Consider the following 22,406-nt stretch of genomic DNA (forward strand, 5'->3'; position numbering starts at 1 on the left):
ACCTACAAACAGGCCCGCGACGCCATCGAAAACGCCACCTGGGGCGCCGAAATCCGCAACATGCACGGGCACCGCCACTGGTACGCGCAATGGCGCTACCAGGCCCTGATGGGCGTCCCCTGCCCTGCCGCAGGTGGCAAGGCCTACGCCAACATGGCCCTGGCCGAACGCCGGGCCGATCATCGCGTGCGCCTGCAAGTGTCGCGCGAGCTGGGCCACAACCGGGTCGGCATCACGGATGCCTACCTGGGCACCCGCTCGGCCGTGAAGGGCAAGCGCCATGAGTAGGGAGAAAGTCATCCGGGAGAAGCTAGGGCCGTTCCTGGCTGATGAAGCCAAGAACGCCCGGGAAGCCGTAGCGGAGGCATGTTTCTCCAAGGATGAGGTGGCGAAGGCCTGCACCGAAGCCGCCCAGGGCGGCTATCCCGGCTGCGTCATCAAGCCCCCTGCCCCGCTGAACCTGCGCGGCACCAAAGCCGCGAAGGACTTGGTAACCTGGCTAGAGGGCCAGGGCCTGCAAGCCAGCTGGGTGGATGCCCGGGATACGCCGGACGGCATCGACTATCCGCGCCTGGAAATCACCTGGAACGTCCTCACGCCGACATTCGCGGCCTAGCTCGCCAGGTGACCGGGGCTGCTCCGCCCGCTTCCGCTGACAGCGCTCCTCGCTTCGTGCATGGCTGAGTTGCTGCTGTATGCGGCCCCGATCGATAATCTTCTCATGAGCCAGGGTGTTATCTGCGTTGGCTGATGATCAATTCGGCCCGCTCAACGGGGTTATTGCGCCGGTACTTCGAGACCGCCGTCCGTGTGACATGGAGCCAATAGAGCGGCGCGCCATCGCGCCTATCTTTTCCCTCTTGGACAAGCCCGAAGCCCAAATCTTCGAGCAATGCCTGCCCCTCCTTCGTAAACCCTGTCGCATAGAGCAAAATTGAATCAACAGATCTCATATATCTTTTTAGAAGCACTTCACACCCGCAATATAATAGGCATTTTGTTAGCTTCCCGATCTCAAATTTTGATTTAGACTTGATCGCAATCCCTCCGATATAAAGTCGGCCCAATTTCTCTATCTGCTCAGCGCCAACAAACATCTCTGGCGTTAGCTCGCTCTCAATGAGGTCTCCCGAGATAAATCTCTCGAAAAACTCGTCTGCTATACAAAAATTATCGACATATCCGACAACTTTCCCGAAGGCGTCACGAATTACGATGAAGCTATAAGGATTTATCCTATAGGTACGCCTAACAACAGGCGGAGGAAGGGCATCAGATCCAAAATAATACTGTGCAACCTCAATAGCGTCATCGAGTTGCGCGGGGGTACAAGGAATATCTACGAGATAGATGCTCTTCTGCTTGGGCTTCGCAACATGCTCGGCTTTACGAATAAGAAAAAACACGCCAAGCGAAGTCAAGAATATGGCGATAAGTCCGTACTTAACAAGCTCCGCTTGAGCGCTTGGAATTACAAATGTAACGCCGACTGCAACGACGCCGATTACGGCTATTGCCTCCCCGACAAACTTACTGTTGTCTTTAAATCTATCGGCAAGCCGGAGAAGCCATCGTGGCATTTCAGACAACCCGCTCCCACAGGTAGAAATCTTGGCCGTACCAATGGTTTGTCAGGTCGCAGAGTCTGACAAAGCCCAGCTTTTCGAACAAGCCGATTGATGCAGTGTTGTTGACGCGCGTATCGCACCAAAGCTTCGTTGCACCGCGAGCCGGGGCCTCTTCAATAAGCCTCCTGACCAGCTTCTCACCGACCCCATGACCACGGGCAATCGGCAAAGTACCGTACCATTCCAGCCAAATTGGCCCGTGCTGGTCATCCGTGATGGAGAACCCAGCCGGAGCATCGTCGAGATATGCGATGGACACCGCCTTTGGATCATTAGCGATCCGGGTCAGCAGATTTGGTGACGAGAACTTCTCGATCTCACCCGCGCGGGCTTCGATCGAGTAAATCTCTAGAGGACGGACGACCTGCTCGAACAGAGAAAACATCGTCTGAACATCGTTGGGAGTGGCGTAGCGTATATCGATAACAGACAGCATTATTTCTCCTCTCAGGTTCCCTTGAAGATTATATTATCGCGACTTGCCTTGTGTCACCATCTCAGCGGCGATGCTCAACGGCGGCCGCCCCTATCTCTCCCGTTCCGGCTCGCGTTCGTCCTGCATACCCCGGTCTGGCTCCACCTGCTGGCGCTGCGCCCGCCAGTCCACCAGCGACCGCGCTGCGGTTTCGGCCGAACGCTCCGGCTGACGCTCGACCGGCTGTTGCCGGTCGCGGAAGTCCGCAAGGCTCGGTCGTTCCGGCGGTCGCGGCGGCAATGGGTATTCCTCGCGCTCCACCTCGGCCGTCATGCGTTCCTGGGCCTGGTCGCGCTCGGCCGGGCTGATCGGCATGCGGTCCGGACCTGGCACCGGCAGGAGGCGCTCCCGCTCCTGGTTGCGGTCGATCGCCTGCAGCTCGTGCATGCGGATATCCAACAGCGTCGCCCGGAATTTCTCCAAGTGGGCATTCAATGCCGCCACGTCGATGTTGTTTTCTACGGTGATGCCCCGGGCGGCGAACGCCTGGTTCACCCGCTCCTGCATCTCGCCGTACTGGCGCAGCGCCTCGCTCCCCATGTCTGGCATGGTATCGCGCTCGACGGAGGCGCGGACGCGCTCCACCTGCTGCTGGCGTTCGGGGCCGGGCTTCAGGGCCTCGGCCCGAGCTTCCTCTATGTAGCGGTTCTGGATGACAGCGCGTTCCGCCTGGAACATGCGCTTGTCCACTTCGCGCCAGTAAGCCCGGTATTCCTCGCGCTCGTCGCGGGTCAGGGCCACCGGAGGCGTCCGGACGGCCGGAGGCCAGTCCTCGCGCGCGGCCAGCTGCGGGAATCTGCGCATATCCGCCTGCGACCGCGCCATGGCGTCGCGGATGGCCTGGCTTGCTCTATCCATCTCCTGCCCCGCCTGGTCGCGGGCCTCCCTGCGCAGCTGACGCTCGGCGCGATCGATACCACGATGATCCCCGGCCGCACGCTCGATCCCTCGGGCGGCATGGCTGCGATGGTCCACCATCACGGCCGCGCCGACCTGGCCGAGGGCCTGGTTGACGATCTTGGCCCAGAGCGCCCGGGTCTGCTGCAGAAACGCCTTGTCATCGGCGCCGCGCAGCTTCTTTCCGAATCCGGCCGGGCCGATCGCCCTGGTGGTCATCATCAGATGGGCATGGGGGTTGTGGTTCATGCCGTCCTCATGGATGGCGAAATCCACGGCCAAGCCAGAGGACGCGAGCGCCCGGGCCAGCGCATCGACCACGGCGAGTTTCTGGCCGAAAGGCAGCTCGCGCGGCAAGGCCACCTCGATCTCTTTCGCCAGCCTGGCGTCCTTCCGGATTTCGGCACGCTCGACGGCGTTCCAGAGCTGGCCCCGATCGGCCATCCAGCCCGGCGCACCGTCCGGCAGCACGATCGCCGCATAGCGCACATCGCGTCGGCCGGAGAAACGGCTGTCGCGTTCCTCGGCTTCGTTGGGCAGGGTCTCACCCGCCCGGTAGGCGGCACAGGCGACTGCGCTGCGGCCGTGGCCCCTGCTGATGTTCTTCAGGTGCAGGTGGTAAATCGCCACCTCTGCCCCCCGGCTGACCTAACTGGCATCCCCTGCCCTTCGCATAGCCCCGGTGGGGTTCCAAGGGGTCCCCCCTGGCGCACTTGCCGCTTTTCTCCCGCGTCCGCCGATCGGCGCGGGTCAGAAAAGCGTGCAACGCTTCGCCCCATCCAGCTCAATGCGTACACATTGGGGTTTTCGGGGGCGATGCGTAAGTGCGCTGTTAGGATGATTGCCGGGCCTCGGGTTTTTTGCTCTGACTCCCCTACGGCAGGGGGAACTATGGCTGGCGATAAATTCGACCCGTTAGGCGATGCGGAACGCTCGCTGAAGACGATGTTCAAGTGGACGCAGGCCACTCACAAATTCATGCGGGCGCGGAAGGCCAAGCAAGAGGCGGCCGTTGCCGAGCTGCGGTATGGACCGGAGGTCGCGGAAGCGGTCGAGAACGCCGTAAGGGCGGGCAAGGACCATGAGCGCATTCTGCGCCAGGCCGCAGCCAACCAGCAGGCCAAGGCCGACCGGGACGCCCTTCTGCGCGAGCCCCCTGCGCATTACGGTTCGGCCCGCTGGGCGGCGGAAAAAGACCTGTCGCGGCTCCTGCAGGGACCGGCCGGATTCGACAACCCGCGCTCGCTCCTGCTCGGCACCTGGCGCACGCCCTCGGGCCGTTCCGACCGCTCCCTGTTTTGGGATGGCGACGGCCACCTGATGACCGTGGCGCCGACGCGCAGCGGCAAGGCCACCACCACCATCATCCCCAACCTGCTCCGTTACCGGGGCAGCGCGGTCGTCATCGATCCGAAGGGCGAGCTGTACGCCGCCACTTCGAAGTGGCGGGCGAAGAATGTCGGGCCGGTCTACCGGCTGGCTCCCTTCGACAAGGGCACCAATCCGGCGACAGCCTCCTGGCCCCGGCATCGTTTCGACCCGCTGGCCGACGCCCATGACGACGCGGACATGCTGGCCCTGGCCAAGCTGATGTTCCCGCGCGACCCCAAATCGCCGGAGTTCTTCAGCGATGACGCGGTGACGTTCATGCAGGGCCTCATGGCCTTCGTGCGGGAGCGGGAGCCCCCGGCGCGGCGCAATCTCGCCACGGTGATCGACACGGCGTTCTGGTCACACCAGGACTTGGACGCCCTGGCCCGCGAAGTGCTGATCCCCTCCGGCATCCAAGCTGCGCATGACGCGGGCGTTACGCTCACCGACAAGGACCCGAAAAAGGGGCTGTCGAACCTCACGGATTCGCTGCGGACCAAGCTGCGTATGTGCTGGCGCGATAGTCAGCTGACGGCCTCGATGCAGGGCCATGATTTCAGCTTCGGCAGCCTGAAAGACCAGCCTGCCACGGTCTATCTGGATGTCCCCTTCGAGAAGATGGAGCCTTTCGCGCCCTGGCTGCGGGTCATGATCAAAAGTGCCCTCGATGCGATGACCATCAACCGGACGGTGCCGGAAATCCCGGTGCTGTTCGTGATGGATGAATTTCTGCAGCTGGAAAGCTTCCCCGAGGCGATCCGGGCCATGCGCACGCTGGCGGGCTCCGGGGTGCGGCTGTGGTTCTTCTTGCAGGACGTGCCCGGCCTCGAAAAATACTATCCGGACGATTGGAAAGCGTTTTTCACCTGCGCGGTGCGGCAGTATTTCGGGATGAACGACCCCTTCACGGCCGAGATGCTGTCGCGGGCGATCGGCAATGAAACCCGGGCGCATCTGAACGTCAGCAGCGGCGGCAACATGACCGCGAGCCAGGGCAGTAGCCCTTGGGAAGGGGGGAACTCCGGCTTCAGCGTCAACACCTCGGAATCGGTCCAGCTGCTCGGGCGGCCCCTGCTCTCCCACGACGAAGTGACCGCCAAGCTGGCCAGCTGGTGCGGTCAGGGGTGGCGCAGCTCGATCCTGCAAATCGCGACGGCGGGCGCCCGGCCGATTGATGCCGATCTGCTCGACTATTCGCAGATTCCGAACTGCACAAACCGTCTCGGCTCCCATACCGCAGGATAATCATGCACTTTCCGATCTTCCTCACGGCCGATGTCCGCACGGCCGCCATCCGCTTCGCGATTCTTTCGGTGATGGCGGGCCTCTGGCAGTATTGCGGCACGCTCTCGCTGGCCTCGGGGCTGTTCGCGCTGGTGCCCAGCCCCTTCGGCTTTCTGAGCGCGGTTTTCAGCATTCTCGGCCATCCTGGGACGCTGCTGCGGGGGTACGGCGTCTATACCCTGATTTCGGCTGTGCTGATGGGCTTGCAACTCGGCGCCGCGATCGTCCTGGCGCTTGCCCTGGTTTCTGCTCGCGCCCCGCACCTCCTGCCATCGGTGGCCAGCGCGGCGGCGGGTCCGCTGGACGGTCGGCGCCTGGCGCGGCCGTGGTTCATGACCCCCCTGCTCGTCGGCCTGTGGCTGACGGTGATGTGCTACGCCGTGGCCTGGATGTTTATCGCGGGGAGCATCACGAGCCGCTTTCGCGGCCCCGTCACCTTGGCCTCGGCCATGGACCAGGCCGGGCTTGTGCCGCTGGGGTTCGCAATGGCCATCTTCACCCCGGCCATGCTCTATGCTTGGTATCAAATCAGGCAGTCGAAAAAGCTGGTTCAGCAGGCATTCAGTGCCAACATCCAGCCGGATCATAACTGGCTGACGCAGCGGGTTCACGCCCTGGCCAAGCAGCTGGACCTCTCTCCCCCGACAGTCGCCTGGACCGATGCCGCCAACGCCTTCGCCTGCGGCACCAGCCGCAACAATGCCATGGTGGTCGTGGGTGTTCCGCTGATTAAGGCCCTGTCGGAAGAAGAGCTGAACGCGGTCATTGGCCATGAGCTCGGCCATATCGTTTCCGGCGACATGCTGCGGATGCAGGTTTCGGAGGCGGTGCAGAGCACACTGGCGAGCGGCGCCGAGCTGATCGGAAACATTATTACGGCCGCGACGACCAAGACCCGGACGGATGCGCAATTCGGTGCCATGCTGGCACGCGGCGCCCGGAAATCGCTGTTCTTTGGGGGCGAGATAGCCGTGAAAGGCACTTCGCGCGGCCGGGAATTCTTTGCCGACGCGATCGGCGCAGGCCTCACCAGCCCGGATGCGATGGCGAATGCGCTGCGCAAGCTGGAACGGATCACGGCGAGGCGGACACCAGCCGAGATGCAATATGCCTCGCTGATGTTCCGGGGCGCGAAGCTGGGCGGATTGTTTGCGACGCATCCGCATACGGAAAGCCGCCTAGCTGCGCTCGAAAAGGGAACCTATCTGCGCGCCCTCCCCCGGCAACGGGGCTGATTGCCTGGCGCGGGTCGGCGTCAAGGCACGCTTACGCTCTGTCGGCCTTGACCCCTCGCCTTCATCGCCAGGCAGTGTGCTGGCCATGACCTGCCAAGGGCAGGTCTGGCCCTTAAAGAGCCCTGGCTTAACCAGGAGCCTTTAAAACGGCTTTGTTGTAGCTGGATGGGCTCCGGGTCGTCGGAATGGTCGAAGGGGCTCCTACGGCCTCCCCTGCCCTTTCTGCCAGCCGGTCCATCGGCAGGGTGAGCTGACCGGAATCTGTCTTTGATTCATTGGCGGCAAAATTCAGTCGGGCAAGGTGACGGAGTCAGGGGGTGCGGAGCACTGCAGGCTCGCCCCTTGATGCTGTTTCTGGTCGGCTAGGATGGTCTACCAGGATCGGGCTCGGCGCAATTCGAGTGCTCCAAATCCTTCCTTCCAAAATTCAAAAATCCCGCCCTTTCTGAGATTCTGAATGGCTTTCTGTAAGAGAGCTTTCTGCAGAGATATTTCTGAGAACTTTCTGTTCTATATATAGGGCGCGACCTAATCAGCGCGGAAAGCGCGACCTAATCAGCGCAAGGGCGCGACCTAATCAGCGCGCCGAAATATGCCCCCCGCGACCTAATCAGCGCGCGAGCGCGACCTAATCAGCGCGAGGGGGTGTCTAACCCCATGTTTTTGCCGGGAAAAGTTATCCCCAAAGCGCGACCTAATCAGCGCGCCTATGTCGCTGTGAAATCAGCGTTTTTTCTAGGGAGTGATTCGGAAAATCAGGGACGGATGATGCGCTTGGGAATGGCGAGCGCGCTGGGCTCGACGGGTTCCATCGAAAGGCCGTGCTCGGAAAGCTTCACCGGCAGTTTCGGGAACAGTTCCTTGAGAGCGGCCAGGTCCTCGACCAAGGCGGCCCGGAAGTCTCGATCGCGGGCGTAGCCCTCGCCGAACTGCAGCTTGAGCGGATTCCAGCCCAGCACGAAGTTCGTTTCGAGGCGGGTGATGCGGTAGGTGATCCACATCACCAGGTCGAGGCGCCTGGCTGAATTCGACAGGGCCTTGAGCACGCGCATATCGATCGGCAGGGCGTGGTTCTGCAGCTGCTCGTAAAAATCCTTGGAGAACTGGATGGTGCTGGTCCAGAGGCTCTGCTGGTCCGGGTTATCTGAGAACCACAGCTGCATTTTGCTGAACGGCTTCACGTCCACACTGGCGGACTGCTTGCCGTCCCATGCGGCGATTTCCATCCGACAGGCGGCGAGCGCCTGCAGCTGCTCCTTGAACGGCTTGATGTTGCCGCGCTCCCCTCCCCGGCGGTCAAAGCCGAGATCGCGCAGGAACGCAGTGAAGCTGGGGGCGACCTCGATAATCGGTGAGCGGTTGCGCAGGGCCTCGGTCGAAAGGTGCGCCATGATGAGGCGGGCCTTCGGGCCGTAGGGGATCGGCTGCAGGATGCGCTTGCCGTTCGGGTCGGTGAGGCTGCCCGGGGTGACGACGATACGCATCCGCCCTTGCTCGCGAATGAACTCCTTGCCGTCCGTGTTGAGCTTCTTGTAGGGCAGGCCGCAGATGGCCAGCGGCGTCGGCATGTAGCGCAGGTTTTCCGGCGCCGGAGTGTCCGTCTCGATCACCTCTCGCGCGATGGAGCGGCGGCGCTGCTCGCGGCTGAGGCCGGACAGCTCGGCCTTGCGGGCGGCTGCCTTCTCGGCCTCCTGGTCGCGCGCCCTCTGCTTCGATATCAGCGCCATGAGCTTGAACTCATAGCCGGGGCCGCCGCGCAGCGCGTCCATCTCCGCCCGAAGGTCGGCATCGCGCACCTGGGCCTCTTCAGGCCGTGCCAGCGATAGCGAGCGTGATTCGGGTGGGTTCATGGGGCTCAGGGTACGTGATTAGCGGGAAGGCAGCGAGTGCCCTGCCCTATTGGTGGGCAGAAATCCAAAGGCAAAGCGCCATGACGTGATGACGTGATGACGTTGCAACGTCACGACGTGATAGCGTTACTTGGCCGCCAGCTCACGGGCGGGCGCTTTACCGTACTTCGCCAGCATCAGGTCGATGCCCTCCATCATCACATCGTGGGGCTTCATGCCGAAGTCGAGACCGATTTGGGCAATGGCCTTCTTCACATTGGGATGCAGGTAGATGCTGGTATGCGGCAGGTCGCTGCGCCGTGACATGGTAGCGTCCTGACGTTGCAACGTCACAACGTTACTTTTAACCGCACGCGGCTTCGCCGCCGCCTTGAGTGCTGGCTGCGGAGCCGGAACCGGCGTTTCCGCCTCGGCGTCCGCCGTCATCAGCGCCTCAAGCGACACGGGTAGTTTTTTGGCCATCAGCCTTGTTCTCCACTTGGTTTTTGATCCAGCCCCATAGCTGGCGAATTTCGTCGGCAGCCTTGCCGACCGGATCGCGTTCAGTGACGCCCTGGCCGGTCGCCATGGCGTCCATGTGGTCCACCCGCTGGCCGATGAACGGAAGGGCCAGGCCTCCCATCAGCGCCAGCGCTCGTGCGGCATCTGTCGGCCGCGAGAGGCGGGCCGTGGGGCATTGGTTGAGCACGAATGCAAACTTGCGCTTCAGGCGCAGGAGCGAGGACACGGTCGGCTTGGCGGCTTCGATGTCGAGCTGGCTAGGCCGCGAAGGCACAAGGCAGAGGTCGGCAACCGCCATGGCGGCCGAGTTGGCGGCCATGTCCACGCCTGCGGTGTCGATGATGACCAGGGAGTAGCCCGCCTTTTTGAGGGTGGCGACTGCCGTCTGCAATTTCTCAGCCGTGGTCTTGTCCACGGCGGGTTCTTCGGAGTGCGCCTTGCGCCGCTGGCCCCATTTGTACAGGGATTCCTGCGGGTCCATGTCGATCACATAGACCGTTTCACCGGCCTGCGAGGCGGCGACGGCGACCGAGGCGGCCAGGGTGGATTTCCCCGGCCCGCCCTTTGCGGTGATGAAAGCGATGGTTTTCATGGCTGGAATCATAGCTGATGAATCGTTAACAACGTCATAACGTTCTGACGTTTCCACGTCATGACGTTGCAACGTTGCAACGCCACGACGTTACGACGCTGTAACGTCACAACGTCACAACGTTATGACGCCATGACGTTACAACGTTACAACGTTACAACATCGTGACGTTGTAACGTTGAGGCGGCCCCGCCGCGCATCGAGCGCGACGTGTCCGGGCAGGCTCCGCTCTCTACGGCGCCATGTGGGGGCGCGTTCGCTGCGCCTGCCGAGGCGGCGGGTCTAGCCCGCCAGCCTCCGGCGAGCCGTCCGGACGTGGCCCGCGTCCAGCTCGATCCCGACATAGCCTCGGCCGAGCAGCTGCGCCGCGACCAGGGTTGAGCCGGAACCGGCAAACGGGTCCAGCACGATATCGCCCGGCCGGGTGAGGGCGGCGATGATCGGCTGCAAGGCCTCCACAGGCTTTTGGGTGGGGTGCAGCCGGTTGCCGGTGTATGCCCAAGGCAGCACGTCCGGAATCGGCTGTGCGACCTTCGGGGAGCCTTTGGCGAGCACATAGGCCTGTTCATGCCTGGCCTCGAACGTGCCGGTGCGGGACGCATAGCGCTTCGGGAACACCAGGTGCGCGACCGGCCGGAGGCCTGCGGCCCGCCAGGCGGCCATGAACTGGTCCACGACATGCCAGCCGTAGAAGCTGACGCACAGGCTGTCGGGTTTCATCACCCGGGCAACCTGGACGAAGGCCGGTTGCAGCCAGTCGGTGCGGTTGTCGTTGGCAACGCGGCGCCCCGAGCGATCGCGATAATTGCAGCCATAGGGCGGGTCACTCAGCACCAGGTCGATGCTGTCGGCCGGAAGCTCCTGCAGCACCTGGACGCAATCGCCATGCAGCACGCCGGAGGCGAGGGCAGAGGCCTGCGCCAGCTCGGGCACCGGGCCAAGCAAGAGAGGGCGAACGTAGCGGCTCATGACGCTACCTCGCCGGTCTGCTCGATGAGGCAATCCACGATGTCCTCGGAATCGGCCCGGAAGAATGCGCGATCGTTCTCGAACAAGAATCGGGCGATGTCCTCGGCCGCTTGCTCGTCGCGGGCGTCGTACTCGGCCGTCAGTTGGCGGCCGACCAGGAGCACCGCCCGGAAGCGGGGGGCCATTAGGCCACCCCTTCCTGGTTGCGATCTTTCTTGGGCTTCTCGGTCCAGAGGCGGACGGAGAGGCGGCCGGTGACGGGGATGGCTTTCAGGTTGAGCTGGAAGCCCTTGCCGTCCTTATGCGGCCACATGGCTCCGATCTCCGTCCAAACGCTGTTGTCGCCTTCGCCTTCCACGATCGACACGGTGTGCGAGGGGCGGTTGTTGGTTTTGGTCATTGGGATTCTCCCGATTTGGTTTTCCGGCTGCGCCAATCGCGGCCGGTCGGGTGATCCACTGAGCCGATACGGAGAAGACGACCTGCAAGGAGGCTCCGGCCGAGGATGTCCTTCAGGAAACGGCTGGATGCCTTGCGGGGCGGCGCGTTCGGCGCATCACTCCGACCGTGCTGGCCGCGCGGTGCAGGAATCCGGAAACCGAGGAACCTTGACCAGGCACAACCTGACCCGGCCGGGACGGACCTCGGAAGGGGAGAGGATAACATCTGGACGGCGGCCCTGGCCACACAACGGCACAGGGCGTCAGCGTCGTCATCTGGGGAGACTACCGGGCTGCCGGTGCCGCCGCCCGCGTCTATGCTGGGCTGGTCAGGGGATGGGTGGCCTAGCCGCACCAGTTATTGCGGCGGACGATCGCCTGGCCGTCGCGTATCTTCGCCATAAGGCCGTTGATCCTGGACGCTCCGTTGGGGAGGGCAGGGCAGCTGTTCATGGCGCTCAGAAGACGCTTCTCGACGGATTGGGTGTGCATTGAGGTGCGGCAGGCGGTGGCATTCGAGATGGTTCCGGTCCGCAGGTATTCGGCCTTTCCTATCGCGACACCTTGCCGGTTGGCCCTCAAAAGCTGACCCTCCAGACGCTCGACATTCGCAACACAATTGGCGGGAGTAGCACGGGCGGGGGATCTCGGTGCTACTGCCGCCGCTCCGGAGGGAATCCGATCCGGACAGCGCAGATATTCCACCGAGTGGCCGGGAAATATCGCTCCATCCCCTGTGATGGCATCGCCGTTCTCGATCCCGATTTCGACGGTGGTTCGACCAGAGCGCTGCTTGTCGGCTTCCTGGATGGTGAGGCGATAGGCCATCTCGTTGATGCGTTTCACAGCGATGATTTTCGACACGGAAACATTGCCTGGCGCGCCCTGGAAGATGGCCTCCTTGGTGATCGTCATGCCCATACTGGAACCGCAGGCTTCCTCGGCGCGCAGCCGCCAGGTGCCCTCGAACGGCAGCGCGCCGGGCCGCCGAGCTATCGGCTGGGCCGATTCTACCGGCGCGCGGGGTGCAACAACCGCGACACTGGAAGGGGTGCCGGGCGGCGCCCATCCGACCAGAACCTCGAGGTCAAAGGCTGCCAGGCCGGTGGTGATGTAATTGCCCTCCGGCGCGCCCTTGCCGATCGCGTCGGCGCACATGGCGAGCAACCGCTTCCGGGCATCGCCGAGGCCATCCAGGTTGATCGTGCCCGCATCACGGTCGCCCGTGAGAAGCTGCATCACGCCCGAATAGTCTGGCTCCTTGCGGCGTCCAGCCGTGAAATGCTTCTCGCTTTCGAGCCAGCCTTTCACGAAATCGGCCCAGGCCTTCTGCGACACGACCCCGTTCTTGTCGGTGTCGAGCTCAGTCACGTCACATAATATCCGAGGTCAGCAATTATAACAGCCTGTCGGTGCCGGTAAAAACGGCGCCGGAGATATTCAATTTTGTAATCGCACAATCCGGCTGCTCTATGTATTACGCCGATAAATGTGGGGTTGCCCTTTCAAGTAGGACATATACTGACCCCGCGCGGCCTTCAGAGGTCAAGTATTTGGCAATTCACGTCCTTCGCGACCCGACGCCATTGCCCACGGGCGTTGTTCAGTCCGGCAGAGTCCCCTCGATGCTGCCCACCCAGCCGATACAACCAGTGCAGCCTCAATCGCCGCTACAGAACCAGCCGTCTCAATCCAATGCAGCAGCGCAGTCCCAAACCCCGGTTAATATGTCAGCTGGGGGGCAGGTAGGATCTGTTGGAATCAGGGAAACTGTTCTAGTTGCCACAAGAAGCTTACTGACGCAGCAGAACCAGAACGCATCTCCTCAAAAGACTATAAATATAATTGCAAATGCGGCTAGGATTCCGCAATTGGTGACGACTTATCAAGCCGCTCGCCAGAATCCAGATAGCATAGACGCTCGCATATCTTTTGCGGACGCGGCGTATGATACTGCTAGAGATAATTCAAGGGTCAGTATATTTGGACCAATACTTGATTTATTCTACTTCAAGAGCAAGGATGCGATCGTAGAATCAAATCGAAATCTGAAACTATGGGATGACGTTCTTTCCGGACGTGTCCCGGCCAGTAGCCTTGAAGAAATAAATGAACGTAAATATAGATAGACCGAATATGAAAAAACTATTGTTGGTAACTTTCATTAGTATAATGTCGTTTTCAGAGTCTCACGCCACCGATGATGACGCCGTTAAGATTGCCGACATCTGTTACAGAAACTCATTCAATCTATTGATGGATATCAACAATTTTGCTGCGGAGAAGGCAAATGTTCCCTTCTCCTATGCTCTGGCAAGGCACGGTGGCGTATTCTCAATCGCGAACGAGGCTATTAATGAATGCGTCAAAAAATTTAATATTAAAACCGCTGATATAAATACAAAATCATACTGTAATATGGAAAAGCGTTTCATGTCTGACCTTGTGCCTCACAATGAGGAAATGTGGGAAGAATGCAAATATGGCGAATGCAATAAAATGCGAGAGAACGCGATAAATTCTCCAAGCCCAAGCGCGCTCGTACGTAACTGCGACGCGCTCCCGCTATAAGTTAAGTTTGTCAACTTCGAGAAGCTAAGCGCGATATGGTGGATTGACTCACATTGAAGCGTCTAGCCAAATCAGCCTGTGTCGCGGAACCGTCGGCGAGCGCCTGCAAAGCCTCATCACGCTGATGGCGGGTGAGGGCGCTCTTTCGTCCCATATGTTGACCCCTGGCTTTGGCTCGCGCTCGCCCTTCGCCGGTCCTCGCCTTGATCAGCTCGCGCTCGAACTCGGCTAGACCACCGAGGATTGTCAGCATCAGGCGACCGTGAGGGGTGGTGGTGTCGGCCCAGGCGTCTGCCAGCGATCGGAACCCGGCACCAGCTTTGCTGACCACGTCCAGGATGTTGAGAAGGTCGCGCGTCGATCGTGCTAAACGGTCGAGGCGGGTCACCAAGAGGGTGTCGCCCGCGTTCAGCATCTTCAGCGCCTTGGCCAGCTCCCTGCGGTCGGTTTTCGCGCCGCTGGCTGCTTCTTGAAACACCTTCTCCGCGCCAGCGGCCGATAAAGCGGCCCGCTGGGCATCGAGAGTTTGACCGTCTGTCGAGACGCGGGCGTATCCATATATCGGCATACGAACAGCCTACGCCGACGCCCGACTTATGCAAGTACCTTTTGCATACCGTAAGCCCTTGGCAGGGCAGGGGCGTGATGCTTATGCAAAATTCTTGACTTGTGCATACAAACTTAGGACACAGCCAACCCCAGGAAAATCCTCACCAATTTTAGTCCCTACTCCGGCGAGACCCTTCGAGATCGCCAGATGCTCTGCCTACACCCGTATTGCCCGTTGGGCTCGCCGGCTTCATCCTGGGCCGAAACCCTTGACCGTCCTGAACTGAAGCTCCGCGCCGGCCCCGAAAAGTCGGCTCTCCTGGCTGTTCTGAACAGCCTGTTCGGAGCCGCTCCTTCAAACCCCGCCAAATTGCGCCCAGCTCCAACGGCCAACGCCGCCGCTTTGAGGCGCCTGCTTCGGTCCTGCCCCTGCCTTTACAATCAAGTCGATCTCGCCCCCTCCGCCCATGCGATCGTGCACCTGTGCGAGCTTTCCGTCGGGGGAAGTATAACGGATGCCAACGTCGTTGAGGCCTTTAAGGTCCAGCACCCGAAAACGCTTGGCTGGGCCTATCCGCCAGCACGGGACTTCCAGGGCATGGGCGGTACCATCATGGAGCTGCTGTGCAGCGAAGTCCTGACCTCGGCCGGTATCCCGGCCATGGGGCTGGATGAAAAAAACTGGCCGGTCTGGCGCATGCCGGGCCACATTCTGTTGAACGAAGGCAAGATGAATGATCTCAAAGCGCTTGGCGACATTCTGATTCCGTGCGCCCCAACAAACCTTGTAATCTCGGTGAAATCAGAGAAAGCAAAGGAACGGTTGCTCTACTCAGCGAATTCAATTGAGGGTATTGGATTCGGGTTTTTCGACACGCCCAGTGAGTTCTGGACCAAACGGCGAATGCAGCTCTACAAACGAATGGGGTTTTCCGCCATCTACATGCCCGATACCACTCTGGAAAAGCTGGTGGCAAAGCTCGATGTGGACGGCAACCGGCAATACGCGGTGAGCATCAATGGCACCGAGCTTTACAGGCCCCTGACCCAGTTCTGCGCCGACATGCACAAGGTCGTCGGCAGATCGGCCTTCGATCTCTGATCAGGCAGGGCGGTTCTGCCGCTCGCGAATAAGGCTGACGAACGATTGCACGTCCATCAGCCAGCCCTGCTGCTGGGCCGTGTAGGATTTCTGGACGCCCGCCGGCACCACCAGCTGCAGCCGCTTCGCCTGCATCTCATCCGTCTGGTTGGTCGAGACACCCGGCTCCAGCGTCAGGAGGTGCTTTTGATCGATGCGCACGGCCTCCGAAAGCACCTGCCTCCAGCGATCCTTCAGACTGGATTTCGCTCCAAGCATTGTCAGGCGATCGGCCGGAAACGCCGGGTTCCGGTATTCCACCGGGCCGGGGAAGAGAAAATCGGGCTTGTTCCTGTTCTCGGTCTCGGCGCCACGGGCAAAACGAACATTGTGAGCCTGAAACAGCGCCTCCAGATGATTTTCAAGCGCCTGCCCGGCGCGGGATTTACGGCGGTTCTGCACACTAAGCGAAAAGCTCAGGAAGCCGTCCACGTCTGATCCCTCACCAGCCATAAAGCCGGATCGCAGTCGGGAATCCACGACCCGACGCTCCAGTCGGCGGAACAGCTGTTCCTCGCGCTCCATCCAAGTCAGAATGGCTTCGTCGGGCGCATCCAGGGGCAGCGCACCGGGGAGGGATTTCCGGGCCAGTTCCGAGAGAACCCGGGTTGTCGGAAAGATGAGCCCGAACGGCTCGATCAACGTGTCCAGACGCGCCGCTTCCGGCTCTTCAAGCTCAATACCGATCTCGTCGAGGATGTACCGTGCCGCGAAGTCCATCTCGGCGGATTCATCGGGCTCGATATCACGCGCAACGAACTGGAATCCGGGCTGATCTTCGAGGCCGAACAGCCACATCAGCTGGTTCTGGATGGTGCTGTCTACCGGAGTGACGATCACCATCGCGGTGCCGTCGCTGCGCGTAGCGACGAAAAAGCTGTCGCCGGCCTGCATCATCCCGGTCACGGCGTTGGTCGGATAGTACAGCCGGTATTCGGTGCGGGTGGGATGATTCCGGCGGGCATCGTACCAGCTGATCAGTCCATCCTCGGTAACGCCTTCCTGCTCCTCGCCGAGCCAGACAAAGCGCGTCGAGATATTTTTCTGGTCAGCGTCGCCGAAAAGCCGACGCAGCGCACCGGAGCCGTTGAACTCGTGCTGATTTGAGATTTGCGGGCTGGTTTCCACGGCGGTGAGCCGCTTCACAGCAACCCCGTCGAAATAGTCCGAAAGCAGGCCATGACGGATGGCGCTCATGCCGCACCCCGGATTTCAAAAGTGGGTTCGCTGCCGCGAAGCCAGGTCGCGCAGGCATCGATAACATCCACCAGGGGTAGCCGGGTTTTGCCCTTCAGCGCGCATTCCCAAACGACGCCATGACGCCACCCGGCTACATCAAGCTGCTGCAAAGCGCACTCGTCTACCTCCCGGTTCCGGCTGATCTTCGCTCGCCAGAACTCGTCCCGCGACGCAGGCCATCGGAACAGGTGACAATCATGACCGTGCCAGAAACAGCCGTGAGCAAAGAGCACGGCCCGCCAGCGCGGGAACACCATATCGGGGCGGCCGGGCAGCCCCCGGTCATGCAACCGGAACCGGAACCCAGCTGCATGCAACCCTTTGCGTAGAATCATTTCCGGTTTGGTGTCACGCCCGCGAATGCCGGCCATCATGCGGCTGCGAACCTCGGGTGAGACCGTATCAGCCATGGGCAGCGATAGGCTCGGACCGTTCCCGAACGTAGGCCGGGCTGCTGGCGGCCGAGGCCTCTTGCGCCAGGGCCGCCTCGATATAGGGCCGGATGGCGTTTGCCACGAACTCCACCACGGGCACCACGACGGCATTCCCGAATTGGCGATAAGCCTGGGTGTCCGAAACCGGAATCCGGAACGGCCTGCCGGGACGCTCGAAGCCCATCAGTCTGGCGCACTCCTGGGGCGTCAGGCGCCGGGGCCGCTTGCCGGGCTGATCAATCAACACCTCAGACCCGTCCTTGTAATACCGGGCCGAAAGGGTCCTGGAGACATCGTTCGGGCCGAACAGGCTGTAGCCGAAGCCATTGCCGGCGGCGTTGTGCTTCTTCTTGTAGTCCTGAAGGTACTGCCAGAGTTTCGGGGTCAGGGTGTATTTCGGGTCGACTTGGTCGGACGGCAGCAGGATCGTACCCAGCTTCGGCCCGCTCTCGGCGGCCGGCAGCTTCAGGGCGCTGAAATTAAAGGCGTTGGGCTCGCGGAACCCCACGATGAACACCCGCTGGCGCTTCTGGGGCACCCACGGTTCCGAGCTGATGACGCGATGCTGGACGTGATAGCCCAGCTCGTTCTTCAGCACATTCATGATGGTGGCGAAGGTGCGCCCGCCGTCGTGGCTCTCCAGGTTCTTCACATTCTCCAGGAGGAACGCCGCCGGTCGGTGATGGGCGATAATCTGCGCAGTGTCGAAGAACAGCGTGCCCTGGGTGTCGCACAGGAAGCCGTGAGGGCGGCCGAGCGAGTTCTTTTTTGAAACACCGGCGATCGAGAACGGCTGGCAGGGAAAGCCGGCCAGCAGCACGTCATGTTCCGGGATCTTGCCGGGCGCCTGCGAAAACTCCCGGACATCGCCCGCGATCGGGTGATTATCAGGGAAGTTCATTGCGTAGGTTTTCTGCGAATGCGGATCCCATTCCGACGTAAAAACGCAGCGCCCCCCGATGGTCTCGAACCCCATACGCAGGCCGCCAATTCCGGCGAACAGGTCAATGAACCGGAAAGCCGGCCGGACGGCTTCTGCAGGGGCGCATCGCTTCGCTGCGGCCTGCTTAAGCATCCGGATGCCCAGGCGAGTCGGTTCGCGCTCGCCGCTCTGGTATCGCTGACCGGTTCGCTCCGAAACCTCCAGGAAGGCGACTGCTTCCTCGAACGTCATGCCGGCCTGCTCATGCAGCCGGGTGAACTCTGTTTTCTGGCCGGGGCGCATGCGGGAGATGATTCGCTTTATCTGTGTCATTTGCCGTCAGTCTGGCATCAGGATTCCCGCCGGGCAACAAGCATGTTCATGTATTGTTCTTTTATTGGGCAGGTTTTAACAGGAGGTTTCGTCCGCGCCGGAGTGGATCAGGCCAGCCCCTTGGCCAAATGCCTCGGCACCAGAAGATGCATGCGCTCCGAGCCGGACGGCCAGAACACCAGAAACCGGTTGGTTTCCATGCCAGGAATCTCGCAGAGCAGCTCCACCGGCTCATCCCGGACAACCGCGATGCCGTTGGCCTGTGCCTGCGCGGCCAGGAATGCCTCAAGCTCCGGCGGTGCCTCGGTCATCACCATCTCGGCTAGCGGATAGTATTCTTCCCGGAAGGGATATTGGCCGTCCTGCAGCTTCTTCAACGCCGTCTCCCGTTGCCTGAGCCTCTGTTGCAGCCACCCGCACCGGCGGTCAGCGACCGCCCATGCAACAATGGGCATATCAGACGCCAGCCTGCCGGTGCCGAAGAAACTCCATATTCTCCGGCCGGCTGGGCGGCCATTCGCCTGCAACGTGACCGGTTCAATAAGGTAGCCGCAGGAGCGTCAGCAAAGCGACGCCGAAGGCGGGATGCGGGATCGACTGCCTCCGGCTCGCTGCACCGCCCGCCTCTTTGCCCAGCCCATTTCGAGACTGATTTGTGGGCACCGCAACCTGTTGCTGGCACAGAGGAATTTCCAGTCCCACAATTGCTGAATTTCGTGACAGGCGCCCGCCTGTCAGGCTGATCGCTGGTGTGCCGGAAGATATGGCCCACATGATGCGCCAATGACGCCAGCAACGTCATGGCGTCCTGAAATGACACAAACCAGCATCGACTTAGATCGTCAGAAGCAACTTCTTTCTGCCAATGCCGTCGGCATGCTGCTGGCCACGGTATATGTCAGCCTTGAAGTTCTCTGGCTCGGCCTACTCGGCTGGCTCGCATGGAGCTTCATCGATTGGCTGTTTTAACGATCTGTCCCAGTTTTTAGGGAAGAATTAACCATGTCGAGCTGCCGATAGCGAGGCTCGGCCCCCTTGACGCGCCAGGGGGTGCAGCCCCTTCTTCTCGATGCTCTGGCCGTTACGGCGCCACGTAGCGACGGGGCCGAGCCGGAACGCGCCCAGCTGCCCCCAGCCCGCCGTTCCGGCTCGTTCACAACGCCAGGGAAATCGTCGCCCGCAAGGCTTCTTGGAAGGGCTCGCGCATGTCCACGCTAATCCCGGCCGACAGCGGCGCCACATAGACCGCGCCGCTTTTCATGCGTCTGGTCCGGCAGTGCTTCAGCTCGGGAAGGCGGAACCAGGTCGCCCGATCGCCGCCGCCTCGATCGAGGCAGGCAAAGAACGTCGATATCCGGAACAGGTCGTCAAAGACGGTCAGCTTCTCGACCTCGTCCACGTCGAACAGCAGGCAGCCTTCGTAAATGGTCTTGGATTTCACGTCGAAGGCCATGTTTCCGACGAAGGGCAGGCCGACCAGGTAATCGGGCCGCTTCAGCTTCCCCCGGAAACCCTCCGGCACGCTTTCGATATCCTGGGTGGCGTAAACATAAGGCACCCTGGAATAGTCCAGCCAGCGCTTGAAATCCGCCTCGGCGGCGGCTCCGCGCTTGGCGTGTTCGGGGTTGATGCGGGGCATGCCGGAAGGCTGACAGGAGCCGCGGCTGATGCCAACGCCCGCAGCTGCTTTCCCCCGGGAGGGGTGTGGCCGCGGCGACTTACTCGGCCAGGTCCGGCAGCTGGCGGCCACCGTAGAGGATATTAGAGAAAATCACCTCGTCGCCTTCGACCACGAAAGCGATCGTAACCCGGCGCTCGAACCCGACCATGCGCAGCCCCGGCCGGATATCGTCGCGGCGGGTGCCTCGCTCGGGGAACGTGTCGAATCCGCGCAGAAACGCCTGGATGCGCCCGATATAGCCCCGGGCGATCTCAGGCGAGCCATTGTCGCGGATATAGGCGTAGATGGCGGCGAGGTCGTCCTCGGCCTCCGGCAGGAGCTTGATGCGATAGGCCACGACTAGCGGGCTTTGCTCGCGTCTGCGCTCATGACCGCATCAAGGCGGCTGAATACCTGGTCAAGCGGCGCACCTCGGGACGGGTCGGCGCGATAGCGGTCGATCGCCGGGCCAACCTCGTCCTTCAGCCAGCGCTCCACCACGGCGTCACGCTCCTGCAGAGCCCGCAGGCCCTCGCGGATCACTTCGCTTTCGGAGGCATAACCGCCCGCCTGAACCTTGGCCTTCACCATGGAAGCCAGTTCGAGCGGCAGGGTGATGCTCATCTGTTGGGTAGTACGCATGTCAGGGGCCTTTCCTTGCCCTCTTATAGCACGGAGTAGGATTGCATCCTATCCGATTCCTGACGCCAACCTTACAAGGCGCAATCCGGCAGGTGCCTGCCGGAGCCGCCAGGCGAAGGGAGGGCGTCGGATTCCGATCGCCAGGACCGCGCCGCCCTGGCGGCGTCGATCGGCCGGGCACCGGCCCTTCTCCGGCGTAGCGAACGCGCCCCCACACAGCGCCGTAGAGAGCGGAGCCGGAGGCAGGCGCCAGCCTGCGCCCGGGAGGGTTGGGGAGGGCATCCCTCCCCCTCGTCTGCTGGAAGGCCGGAGGCCGTAAGCGGGCGAATAGGCCGAAGGGTCGGGGAAGGCGGCCGGAGCCGTCCCCGTGGGCTTGCACCTGGTGCAAGACCATCACAGGCGAGGCCCTGCCCCGCCGTCACTACCGCCACCGGCAGGTAGTGACGGCGGCGGCTCGCAAGCTCGCCCCCGCGTCATGATGGCGGAAAACAGCCCCCGAGGCGCCACCACTGACCAGGCCGAGGCCTGTCAGAATTGAGTGGCGGCGAGTGACAGAAGGGGATGTACGCCGCTGCACGCGCGGCGTGCCGGATACAGACCGGGGCGCCTTACAACCGCCTGAACATGACACCTGCGGCTTGCCCGCCTGACGTTTAACCCGCCCGAAGGAGGCGAACCCATGACGCTGAACACCAGCATGAGCGAGCACGGCGCGACCTGTGCAACCCCGCGACCGCATGACCCCCTACGGTAGGGCACGGCGCGAACCCGAGAGAGGTAAACGATGACGGAGACCCCGACAAAGCTGCGACAACCCCGGAATGGAAGGCCGGAACCCCGCAGAGGGCGACGATTGTAGACTAGATGGAACGGCGAAAGGAGTAATTGCCTGAATACCCCGACCATTTGTGTCGGATATGCGAACGGAAGTTCTCACATCTGATACGGCTGACCGCATGCTATAGGCTGCGGCGGCAGGTCATAACCACTAACCAAGTGAATGATACCATGAATGGATACCCTGGCCTTTGACCTGAAATCCCTGACCCTGACCACGGGGGAAGGGTCGCATGTGACGCACAATCAGCGTCACCGGGGTTTGCAGCTGATCGCTCGCGAACTCGCGGGCCTGGGCTACAAGCTGCCCTCGATGCGCTCGGTCAAGCCGAAACACATCTCGGCCCTGGTCGAAAGCTGGAAGGCAGCAGGGCTGTCCACCGGCACCATCAAGAACCGCATGTCCTGGGTACGATATTGGGCGACGAAGGCAGGGAAAACCAGCGTTTTACCGCGAAACAATTCAGATTTGGGGATTCCCCGGCGCCAGCTGGCCGGAATCGACAAAGCCCGCACGGCCTCGGCCGAGCAACTGGCGAGACTTCCGGCCGAGTGGATGCGCCTGGCGGTGCGGCTGCAGATGGCCTTTGGCCTCCGCCTGGAAGAATCCTTGAAGTTCCGGCCGGGCACGGCTGACCAGGGCGGCTATCTCGCCCTGCAAGCCAGCTGGTGCAAGGGCGGACGGGCGCGGGCAATCCCGCTGGTCCACGATCGGCAGCGGGATCTCCTGCAGCAGATCCACGACGTCGCCGGCGACGGCTCCCTGGTGCCGGCCGGCATGACCTACAAACAGGCCCGCGACGCCATCGAAAACGCCACCTGGGGCGCCGAAATCC

General features: G+C 61.8%; 25 protein-coding genes and 1 pseudogene. 8 read left to right on the forward strand and 18 right to left on the reverse strand.

Annotated elements, in window-relative coordinates:
• Nucleotides 1-288, forward strand: a pseudogene (locus ACODTJ_RS27675) (integrase); the annotation flags it as partial.
• Nucleotides 281-616, forward strand: coding sequence for a hypothetical protein (locus tag ACODTJ_RS27680; RefSeq protein WP_488851272.1), 336 nt, complete (start codon nucleotides 281-283; stop codon nucleotides 614-616). The pseudogene ACODTJ_RS27675 and the gene ACODTJ_RS27680, both read left to right, overlap by 8 nt.
• A gap of 118 nt (nucleotides 617-734) precedes the next feature.
• On the opposite strand, the gene ACODTJ_RS27685 is transcribed toward ACODTJ_RS27680, so the two are convergent.
• The 3 genes from ACODTJ_RS27685 to mobQ form a co-directional block, all read right to left on the reverse strand.
• Nucleotides 735-1,589: a hypothetical protein gene (locus ACODTJ_RS27685; RefSeq protein ID WP_488851274.1), complete on the reverse strand. Its 855-nt coding sequence runs from the start codon at nucleotides 1,587-1,589 to the stop codon at nucleotides 735-737.
• Entirely contained in the window at nucleotides 1,582-2,064 is a 483-nt protein-coding gene (locus ACODTJ_RS27690) for a GNAT family N-acetyltransferase (RefSeq protein WP_488851276.1), read from the reverse strand. The genes ACODTJ_RS27685 and ACODTJ_RS27690 overlap by 8 nt, the downstream gene beginning before the upstream one ends.
• A 90-nt stretch (nucleotides 2,065-2,154) precedes the next feature.
• On the reverse strand, nucleotides 2,155-3,630 hold the full coding sequence (mobQ, locus tag ACODTJ_RS27695) for a MobQ family relaxase (protein WP_488851278.1): 1,476 nt from the start codon (nucleotides 3,628-3,630) through the stop codon (nucleotides 2,155-2,157).
• A 261-nt stretch (nucleotides 3,631-3,891) separates the two neighbouring features.
• On the opposite strand from mobQ, the gene ACODTJ_RS27700 reads away from it, so the two are divergent.
• Nucleotides 3,892-5,616 carry a type IV secretory system conjugative DNA transfer family protein gene (locus ACODTJ_RS27700; protein WP_488851280.1) on the forward strand — a complete coding sequence of 575 codons (1,725 nt, stop codon included), beginning with the start codon at nucleotides 3,892-3,894 and terminating at the stop codon, nucleotides 5,614-5,616.
• A 2-nt stretch (nucleotides 5,617-5,618) separates the two neighbouring features.
• A complete protein-coding gene (locus ACODTJ_RS27705) occupies nucleotides 5,619-6,890 on the forward strand; it encodes a M48 family metalloprotease (RefSeq protein ID WP_488851282.1) in 1,272 nt (423 codons plus the stop codon).
• A gap of 755 nt (nucleotides 6,891-7,645) precedes the next feature.
• Here the strand turns inward: ACODTJ_RS27705 and ACODTJ_RS27710 are convergent.
• The 7 genes from ACODTJ_RS27710 to ACODTJ_RS27740 all read right to left on the reverse strand — a co-directional run bounded on the left by ACODTJ_RS27710 (nucleotide 7,646) and on the right by ACODTJ_RS27740 (nucleotide 12,613).
• A complete protein-coding gene (locus tag ACODTJ_RS27710; RefSeq protein WP_488851284.1) occupies nucleotides 7,646-8,686 on the reverse strand; it encodes a replication protein RepA in 1,041 nt (346 codons plus the stop codon).
• A gap of 180 nt (nucleotides 8,687-8,866) precedes the next feature.
• A complete protein-coding gene (locus tag ACODTJ_RS27715) occupies nucleotides 8,867-9,202 on the reverse strand; it encodes a hypothetical protein (protein ID WP_488851286.1) in 336 nt (111 codons plus the stop codon).
• Entirely contained in the window at nucleotides 9,174-9,833 is a 660-nt protein-coding gene (locus ACODTJ_RS27720; protein ID WP_488851288.1) for an AAA family ATPase, read from the reverse strand. Before ACODTJ_RS27720 ends, ACODTJ_RS27715 begins: the two co-directional genes overlap by 29 nt.
• A gap of 282 nt (nucleotides 9,834-10,115) precedes the next feature.
• On the reverse strand, nucleotides 10,116-10,802 hold the full coding sequence (locus ACODTJ_RS27725) for a DNA methyltransferase (RefSeq protein ID WP_488851290.1): 687 nt from the start codon (nucleotides 10,800-10,802) through the stop codon (nucleotides 10,116-10,118).
• A complete protein-coding gene (locus ACODTJ_RS27730) occupies nucleotides 10,799-10,987 on the reverse strand; it encodes a hypothetical protein (protein WP_488851292.1) in 189 nt (62 codons plus the stop codon). The genes ACODTJ_RS27725 and ACODTJ_RS27730 overlap by 4 nt, the downstream gene beginning before the upstream one ends.
• On the reverse strand, nucleotides 10,987-11,202 hold the full coding sequence (locus ACODTJ_RS27735; RefSeq protein ID WP_488851294.1) for a hypothetical protein: 216 nt from the start codon (nucleotides 11,200-11,202) through the stop codon (nucleotides 10,987-10,989). Before ACODTJ_RS27735 ends, ACODTJ_RS27730 begins: the two co-directional genes overlap by 1 nt.
• Before the next feature lie 385 nt (nucleotides 11,203-11,587).
• Nucleotides 11,588-12,613 (reverse strand): hypothetical protein, encoded by a 1,026-nt coding sequence (locus tag ACODTJ_RS27740; RefSeq protein ID WP_488851296.1) that lies wholly within the window; start codon nucleotides 12,611-12,613, stop codon nucleotides 11,588-11,590.
• Nucleotides 12,614-12,867: 254 nt separating this feature from the next.
• Here ACODTJ_RS27740 and ACODTJ_RS27745 point away from each other — a divergent pair, with 254 nt between their 5' ends.
• Nucleotides 12,868-13,371, forward strand: a complete 504-nt coding sequence (locus ACODTJ_RS27745; RefSeq protein WP_488851298.1) for a hypothetical protein — start codon at nucleotides 12,868-12,870, stop codon at nucleotides 13,369-13,371.
• A gap of 452 nt (nucleotides 13,372-13,823) precedes the next feature.
• On the opposite strand, the gene ACODTJ_RS27750 is transcribed toward ACODTJ_RS27745, so the two are convergent.
• Nucleotides 13,824-14,381 (reverse strand): recombinase family protein, encoded by a 558-nt coding sequence (locus ACODTJ_RS27750; RefSeq protein ID WP_488851300.1) that lies wholly within the window; start codon nucleotides 14,379-14,381, stop codon nucleotides 13,824-13,826.
• 189 nt (nucleotides 14,382-14,570) lie between these two features.
• Between ACODTJ_RS27750 and ACODTJ_RS27755 the strand changes: the two genes are divergently transcribed.
• Nucleotides 14,571-15,464 (forward strand): hypothetical protein, encoded by an 894-nt coding sequence (locus ACODTJ_RS27755; RefSeq protein ID WP_488851302.1) that lies wholly within the window; start codon nucleotides 14,571-14,573, stop codon nucleotides 15,462-15,464.
• Here the strand turns inward: ACODTJ_RS27755 and ACODTJ_RS27760 are convergent, their stop codons facing one another.
• From ACODTJ_RS27760 to ACODTJ_RS27775, 4 genes are all read right to left on the reverse strand, one after another.
• The gene (locus ACODTJ_RS27760; protein ID WP_488851304.1) at nucleotides 15,465-16,700 is read right to left on the reverse strand and encodes a type II restriction endonuclease; all 1,236 of its coding nucleotides are present in this window, start codon (nucleotides 16,698-16,700) and stop codon (nucleotides 15,465-15,467) included.
• Nucleotides 16,697-17,152 carry a very short patch repair endonuclease gene (locus ACODTJ_RS27765; protein WP_488851306.1) on the reverse strand — a complete coding sequence of 152 codons (456 nt, stop codon included), beginning with the start codon at nucleotides 17,150-17,152 and terminating at the stop codon, nucleotides 16,697-16,699. The genes ACODTJ_RS27760 and ACODTJ_RS27765 overlap by 4 nt, the downstream gene beginning before the upstream one ends.
• On the reverse strand, nucleotides 17,145-18,431 hold the full coding sequence (dcm, locus tag ACODTJ_RS27770; RefSeq protein ID WP_488851308.1) for a DNA (cytosine-5-)-methyltransferase: 1,287 nt from the start codon (nucleotides 18,429-18,431) through the stop codon (nucleotides 17,145-17,147). Before dcm ends, ACODTJ_RS27765 begins: the two co-directional genes overlap by 8 nt.
• Before the next feature lie 107 nt (nucleotides 18,432-18,538).
• On the reverse strand, nucleotides 18,539-18,808 hold the full coding sequence (locus tag ACODTJ_RS27775) for a hypothetical protein (RefSeq protein ID WP_488851310.1): 270 nt from the start codon (nucleotides 18,806-18,808) through the stop codon (nucleotides 18,539-18,541).
• A gap of 406 nt (nucleotides 18,809-19,214) precedes the next feature.
• On the opposite strand from ACODTJ_RS27775, the gene ACODTJ_RS27780 reads away from it, so the two are divergent.
• Nucleotides 19,215-19,400 carry a hypothetical protein gene (locus ACODTJ_RS27780; protein WP_488851312.1) on the forward strand — a complete coding sequence of 62 codons (186 nt, stop codon included), beginning with the start codon at nucleotides 19,215-19,217 and terminating at the stop codon, nucleotides 19,398-19,400.
• A gap of 184 nt (nucleotides 19,401-19,584) precedes the next feature.
• Here ACODTJ_RS27780 and ACODTJ_RS27785 read toward each other — a convergent pair whose 3' ends face one another.
• From ACODTJ_RS27785 to ACODTJ_RS27795, 3 genes are all read right to left on the reverse strand, one after another.
• A complete protein-coding gene (locus ACODTJ_RS27785; RefSeq protein WP_488851314.1) occupies nucleotides 19,585-20,070 on the reverse strand; it encodes a hypothetical protein in 486 nt (161 codons plus the stop codon).
• 79 nt (nucleotides 20,071-20,149) lie between these two features.
• Nucleotides 20,150-20,449, reverse strand: coding sequence for a type II toxin-antitoxin system RelE/ParE family toxin (locus ACODTJ_RS27790; RefSeq protein WP_488851316.1), 300 nt, complete (start codon nucleotides 20,447-20,449; stop codon nucleotides 20,150-20,152).
• 2 nt (nucleotides 20,450-20,451) lie between these two features.
• Nucleotides 20,452-20,733, reverse strand: coding sequence for a type II toxin-antitoxin system ParD family antitoxin (locus ACODTJ_RS27795; protein ID WP_488851318.1), 282 nt, complete (start codon nucleotides 20,731-20,733; stop codon nucleotides 20,452-20,454).
• Between the two features lie 1,012 nt (nucleotides 20,734-21,745).
• Here ACODTJ_RS27795 and ACODTJ_RS27800 point away from each other — a divergent pair.
• On the forward strand, nucleotides 21,746-22,406 hold a 661-nt coding region (locus ACODTJ_RS27800; protein ID WP_488851320.1), incomplete at its 3' end, for a phage integrase N-terminal domain-containing protein.

Source organism: Allobosea sp. FG18 (assembly GCF_057809495.1).